The sequence below is a fragment of the Sulfuricurvum sp. genome, assembly GCF_023250475.1.
Classification (GTDB): domain Bacteria; phylum Campylobacterota; class Campylobacteria; order Campylobacterales; family Sulfurimonadaceae; genus Sulfuricurvum.
Window position 1 is genome coordinate 1 of sequence record NZ_JAHFAQ010000176.1, and the last position, 3,357, is coordinate 3,357.

General features: G+C 38.6%; 3 protein-coding genes. 2 read left to right on the plus strand and 1 reads right to left on the minus strand.

What is annotated here, in order from left to right:
- Window positions 1-574, minus strand: a 574-nt coding sequence (locus Q0C19_RS11650) for a DnaA/Hda family protein (protein ID WP_295056251.1), incomplete at its 3' end; no start/stop codon positions are given.
- Window positions 575-684: 110 nt separating this feature from the next.
- Between Q0C19_RS11650 and ruvC the strand changes: the two genes are divergently transcribed.
- Both ruvC and Q0C19_RS11660 read left to right on the plus strand, forming a co-directional pair.
- Window positions 685-1,221, plus strand: coding sequence for a crossover junction endodeoxyribonuclease RuvC (gene ruvC, locus Q0C19_RS11655; RefSeq protein ID WP_295056254.1), 537 nt, complete (start codon window positions 685-687; stop codon window positions 1,219-1,221).
- Window positions 1,222-1,733: 512 nt separating this feature from the next.
- Window positions 1,734-3,357: lysophospholipid acyltransferase family protein (locus Q0C19_RS11660; protein WP_295056257.1), on the plus strand; the 1,624-nt coding region annotated here is incomplete at its 3' end.

Below are 3,357 nucleotides of genomic sequence, written 5' to 3' on the forward strand. Positions count from 1 at the left end.
GATCCATTGTCCGATTGCTTAGATGACGTGTGAAATCGTTGAGGAATTGTTCTACCGAGGTATAGATAACTGTTTTACCCTGAGAGAGCATAACATTGCCGACCGATTGCATCAAGTGGGTTTTCCCCAATCCGACGCCGCCGTAGATAAAGAGAGGATTGTAAACAACCCCCGGTTTTTCGCTTACGTTTTTCGCGGCGATAAAGGCAAAATTATTGGAGTCTCCGACGACAAAATTTTGAAAAGTAAATGACGGATTGAGTAATGAGCCGCTCGGTCGTTCAACATTAGAGGCAACAACAGTATTTTGTGTTGAAGAAGGAGCCGAGGAAGATTGGATTAAAATCGATACGGCGGGCTTAATATTGGTCTTAATTTCAAAAAGATGTGCAATCTTATCGGCGAATTTTGTCCGTACCCAATTAGCAATTAGTGCATTAGGAGCACGAAAAATAGCCAGATTGCTTTTGGATTCCGCTTCGTCAAACGTGAGTTGTTTAATATAGCGTTGGTAATCGATCTCATTGATCTCCCCTTTGAGAGCATTTAAAACCTGTTTACCGATCGAATTCATCTTTTCCCTTACCCTGTGAATAGTGTTGAGGAATAATACCGATATTTGCCTATAATTAGGATCAAATATAAGGTGAATAGAAGATATTCACCCATGTGAATAGGAAAAAAATGAATATTTTAGGGATCGATCCGGGGACACGTAATTGTGGATACGCGATTGTAGCGATAGAAGGACAAAAAATACGTCTTATTGAAGCCGGATTGATAAAAATTAAAGCGGAATCTCTTCAACATCAAATTCCCCAAGTTGCTGAGGCAATTGAACAATTGTTTCACGTGCATACAATTGATGAAGTGGCAATGGAAGATATCTTTTATGCCCATAATCCTAAAACAGTATTAAAACTGGCTCAGTTTCGAGGAGCGATTACATTAAAGCTCCTGCAAGAGTACGGTATGTTTGCAGAATACACGCCGTTACAGGTTAAAAAGGCGTTGACAGGAAAAGCAAAAGCGGCAAAAGAGCAGGTGGCATTCATGGTAAAGCAGATTTTGGGGATAACGAAAGAGATTAAGCCGCTGGACATTACCGATGCAATGGCGGTAGCGATTACGCATGCACAAAGGGTAAAACTTGATTTAAATAAAAAAGCGCAAGAGACACGAAGAAAAATTCTCAAAGATGTACCAACAAACTCTCTATAAGCGACCAACACACCAGGAGGGTCGCCAGGGTAGAAGTGTATCAAAAGAGTCTTAGAGATCCTTAATAATTTCTGCTTGATGAAAGACTTAAGTGTTACTCTCTGTTAACCCCCTAAAAGATTTCTGAATTCTAAAAAAATCGCACTATTTTTTTAGAAGTGTGTAATATTCACACTGTGAGAGCATTGTGAATAAGTTTGCTCCATATTTGTGTAAAATGGAAAAGAAATCTTCATAAATTCAGAAATTTTTAATCTAAATATACCCTGAAATACCCTTCCTTTATACAGCCTTAAAGCCCTATTTTGGGGGCTTTTAAAGAATTTTTCTCTTTTAATAATTGATTAAGCAACTGTTATAAAAAGTTATTCACATTTTATGATAGATTTTTTATTCAAAAGAGGGTAATCCTCCAGTAATCAAAACGTAATCACTCTGAAATTAACATGATTTACCGTATCAAAAAATAAAGTACATTCTTTTACATTGTACTTTTTATAAAGGTTTATACCATGGTGAGTGCAGAATATATTTTACGTAAAGAACATCCGAAAGTATTTCGGTATCCAACATTGATTTATAAAACAATAGTTGGATTGACACGTTTGCTTCTTCATGAAAAATCGATTAATCTGTTTATGGAGATTCACCAAGAAAAAAGCGGATTGGAATTTATTGACGCTGTGTTGGAACATTTAAATGTGTCGTACAAAACCGTTCATAAGCAAATAGAGAATATTCCCGCTATGGGAAAAGTTATAATCGTAGCCAATCATCCTTTAGGGGCGCTGGATGCACTTTGTTTGATACAAATGGTTTGTTCTGTTCGTCAAGATAAAAAAGTAAAAATTATTGCTAATCGTGTTCTTGGTGAAATCAATCAGCTTAAAGAGTTTATGATTGGTGTGGATAATTTTAATGACAGAGTTTCCAAACATTCGTTACAACTGATCGATAAGGCGTTACAAGCGGAAGAAGCGGTTATATTTTTTCCTTCCGGTGAAGTTTCGCGTGCAGGGATATTTGGAATTAAAGAGGGAGCATGGAAAGGGGGTTTCGTTAAATTTGCCAAACGCAATGCAGCCCCGATCCTTCCTATCTATATCAAAGGGAAAAACAGTCCGCTCTTTTATTCTCTCTCATGGATCTACAAACCACTAGGTACTTTATTGTTAAGTCATGAAGTATTTGCGGCACGAAACCAAGTATTTGATTTTACGATCGGTGAAATGGTCAGTGAAAATACACTCAGTGATTTTAATCTCACGGAAAAACGTCATGCGAGATTATTTCGAAAACATCTTCTCCGTATCGCTCAGGGTAAAAAAGGGATCTATCCGACGGAGTGTTCAATCGCCCATCCGGTATCTCGTCAGGAGCTGCGGAACGAGCTTCGTAAAGGGGAATTACTGGGATTGACAAGTGATAATAAGCAAATATATCTTATCGAGCATGAAAACGCTCCGAATATTATCAATGAAATCGGGCGTCTTCGAGAATACTCCTTTCGTAAAGTGGGTGAAGGAAGCGGACGTGCTCGTGATATTGACGTGTATGACCGTTATTATCATCATTTGGTATTGTGGGATGATGATGCATTAGAAATAGCGGGAGCCTATCGTATCGGCGAATGCGAGTGGATTCTTTCCTGGTTGGGAAAAGAGGGACTTTATCTATCTGATTTATGCGATATGAACGATCAATTTGATCACATACTGGAAGACGCTATTGAATTGGGGCGCAGCTTTGTTCAACCGAAATATTGGGGAAGCCGCGCACTTGATTATCTTTGGCAAGGGATAGGAGCGTATCTCAGTCACAATCCGAACGTCAAATACATGATGGGTCCTGTGAGCATTTCAGGGAGCTTTCCGAAACATGCGCAAGAAATATTGGTCTATTTTTATACCCTTTATTTTGGAAGTGACAATACGATGGTAAAAGCAAAATCACCGTATAGATTGTCCGAGTATGTTCAAAACGACTTTAAAACATTGTTCAACGGCGATAATTATACGGAAGATTTTAAAGTCCTCAAAGACTATTTGAGATCATTGGACGTGTCGGTACCTACCCTCTATAAGCAGTACAGTGAGCTGTGTGAAGAGGGGGGTGTTCAGTTTATGGATTTCGGGA

Excerpts from the sequence above, each read along its gene's own strand:
- ruvC (WP_295056254.1), top strand. The coding sequence starts at position 685 with ATGAATATTTTAGGGATCGATCCGGGGACACGTAATTGTGGATACGCG.